The organism is Lacinutrix sp. (assembly GCF_037625555.1).
Lineage (GTDB): Bacteria > Bacteroidota > Bacteroidia > Flavobacteriales > Flavobacteriaceae > Lacinutrix.
In genome coordinates, this window is record NZ_JASJHV010000036.1 from 1 (window position 1) to 3024 (window position 3024).

Consider the following 3024-nt stretch of genomic DNA (forward strand, 5'->3'; position numbering starts at 1 on the left):
TAAAGAGGCTGTCATTTCACCTCCAAAGGTTTGGGCTATACAAAACCCGATAGATTGGTGCTTGCAATCTTGGATGGGAGAGGGTATGATGATTCCGGGTTGCTGGCTTATACCAAAACCAATTATTGATAAGGCAGGTCTTTGGGATGAGCGGCTCTCTTTGCATGATGATGGAGAGTTTATGTGCAGAGTGTTACTAGCCTCAAAAGGCAATGTATTTGTAGAAAACACGGTTGTTTATTATAGACTGGTTGCAAGTAGCCTGTCGCGGCAAAACCAGAGTTATAGAGCAGCAAAATCTGCTCTAGAGGTTTGTGAATCATACAGGAAACAAGTGTTGTTTGTAAAAGATGGTCCAAGAGTAAGACAGGCGCTGGCATATAATTATAAACGTTTTATTTATGAGTTTCATCCCAAACATAAAGATTTATTGCAGAAAGCAAAGCAATCTATCCAAACATTGGATGTCAAAAACCTTCCTTTGGTTGGTGGAAAAAATTTTAAAAAATTGACAAAAATAGTAGGTTTCTATAACGCCTTGTCATTAAGAGATTCTTTTAAAAAAGTAATGAAATAGTAGCATTGAAAAACCTTTTATACATATCCCCTTTACCCCAAGATAGCCAAACAGGCGGAGCTAATGCTGTTAACTATCATATTTACAAGCAACTCGAAAAACATTTTAATTGTACCTATGTCCAAATAAATCCTAAAGAATCTAAATTAGGCAAATGGCGTTCGCAATTTTTACGTAAAATTTTAAGAAGGCCTGGGCGTTTTAATTTTTATTCTAAGAAAAGACTCAGGCAAATTGCCAAGCAGTTTGATGCAATACAGGGCAATTATGATATGGTCTTTTTTAGAGGTTTTACACCATGGATAGCTTGCCAACCAAGGGTGCCTTACTTCGCGTATAATGATGTGCATTTTTTACAGTTTTTTAAAAACACCTTTAACTATCATCAATTTTTAAAACAAGATATAAAGCGCATTTGTTTGGCAGAGAAAAAGTGGCTAATAAAAGCCGAAAAACTATTTTTTGAGTCGCAATGGGGCGCTAATCAATGCCATGATGACTATGCTATTAAAGTCGTTAAATTAAAGTCTATTGGTCGTGGAGGCAATATTCCAATTCCTAAAAAAGACACGTATTCTGGTAGTTTAAATTTGGTGGTTATTGCCAATAACTTTTACCAAAAAGGGGGTGATTTGGTTTTTGAGGCCTTTAAATTGTTAAAGCAGAATCATAAAACATTACAATTACACATTATTGGTGGTCATCCAGGGCAAAACGTAGAAGCAACCAAGGGTGTTGTTTATCATGGATTTTTATACAAAGAACAGTGTAAAGATTTAGTGCAACTAGAGGCTGTTTTAGCACACGCTTTTTTACTGATGCATGTTACCCGAGAAGATGTTAATCCTTTAGTTCCTACTGAAGCAGGGTATTTTGGTTGTCCTACTGTGAGTGTAAATCATTTTGCTATACCAGAGCTTATTGTACATAATAAAACCGGGATCTTGTTGGACTACTTACCAAAACCTAAAGGTATTGCTGCGGTAGTTGAGTCTTTAATTTTAGATAAAGAATCCTATTTTATTATGCGAAAAGCGACAGCACAATTTAATAAAGAGACTTTTGCTTGGAATCAAATAGGTGAAGTGCTTAAAACTATTTTAAATAAAGAATGTTAAATAAATGAAAGTACTTTACATAGGGCAATACACCTTAGGCACTACCTCTAGAATGCGAGGAGAAGCTTTAAAGGCAATCATAAGACCAAACATTTTTGAGGTAATAGATACACACGTGCCGTTTTATAAAAGTCATGTGTTGTGGCGTTCGTTTGCATTTCGTTACAAGAAAGGGCCTGTTGTTAATCGGATAAACACCTTTGTTTTAAGTAAACTCTCAGGAACTTATGATGTTATTTGGGTAGATAAAGCGATATTTATTAGTCCACAAGTGACAAAACAATTAAAATCTCTCGCTAAAAGATTAATACATTACACACCAGACACTGCATTTAAAGGCAACAGATCTAAATGTTTTTATAGAAGCTTATCGTTTTATGATTTTGTATTTACCACTAAATCTTTTGAGAAGGCAGACTATTTAAAATACATTAAAAAAGAAAAACTTATGTTTATTCCTCAAGGCTTCGACAAAAATGTACATTACCCCAGGCACACCTTTCAGCAGAAAGAAAGGAAAGTACTTTTTATTGGTTTGTATGAGCCTTCAAGAGGGACTGTTATTAAAGCCTTATTAGATCATAATATTAAAGTAGAAGTGGCAGGTAAAAATTGGATGCCGTTTATTAAAGCGCAAAATTCAGTTAATTTAAATTTTTTAGGTGAAGGCTTATTTAATGATGCATACGCAAAAGCGATTTCAAGTGCTCATTTAAGTCTGGGTCTAGTATCTAAGCGTTTTCCTGAATTACATACCACACGTACTTTTGAAATACCAGCCTGTGGTACCGTGCTTGTAACCGAACGTAATACTGAAACTACACAGTTTTTTAATGAAGATGAGGTTCTGTTTTTTTCTAATGAAGAAGATATGGTAGATAAAATAAGTAAGCTTTTATTAGATGATGAGGCTTTACAGCAAATAGCTCAAAAAGGACATCACAGAGCAACAACCAGTGGTTATGATTACCAAAGCCAGTTGTTAAATATTTGCACACATATAGGGCTATCAAATAATGCCTAAACCAATACCTAAAAACAGTAGCTTGAAACGCGTCTATATAATACATTTATTACCATTGGAGTATTATCCTCCAATCACAAATTTATTAAATATACTCAGTAAGGATAAACTAGTTAAAACAGTTGTTTTTTCTACAAAAAACAATAAAAGTAGACCGAGTTTTCAAACTAAAAACATCCAAATATCCAGGGTTAGTTATCCAGGAGATCAAAAAAATATAATCTTAAAATTTTGGTCATTTTTTACTTATGTATTTTTGCCATTATGGCAAATCATCGTATTTAAACCACATGTGCTTATGTATT

The 3024-nt window shown here is 34.1% G+C and carries 4 protein-coding genes; all 4 read left to right on the forward strand.

Annotation, left to right across the window (positions count from 1 at the left end):
• Nucleotides 1–577: hypothetical protein (locus tag QNK89_RS01975; protein WP_340169296.1), on the forward strand; the 577-nt coding region annotated here is incomplete at its 5' end.
• A gap of 5 nt (nt 578–582) precedes the next feature.
• Nucleotides 583–1695 (forward strand): glycosyltransferase family 4 protein, encoded by a 1113-nt coding sequence (locus tag QNK89_RS01980; RefSeq protein ID WP_340169297.1) that lies wholly within the window; start codon nt 583–585, stop codon nt 1693–1695.
• A 4-nt stretch (nt 1696–1699) separates the two neighbouring features.
• Nucleotides 1700–2719 (forward strand): glycosyltransferase, encoded by a 1020-nt coding sequence (locus QNK89_RS01985; RefSeq protein ID WP_340169298.1) that lies wholly within the window; start codon nt 1700–1702, stop codon nt 2717–2719.
• Nucleotides 2712–3024: hypothetical protein (locus QNK89_RS01990; protein WP_340169299.1), on the forward strand; the 313-nt coding region annotated here is incomplete at its 3' end. The genes QNK89_RS01985 and QNK89_RS01990, both read left to right, overlap by 8 nt.

Bases quoted from the DNA above. Each gene is read 5' to 3' on its own strand.
- QNK89_RS01985 (WP_340169298.1), top strand. From the start codon at position 1,700: ATGAAAGTACTTTACATAGGGCAATACACCTTAGGCACTACCTCTAGA.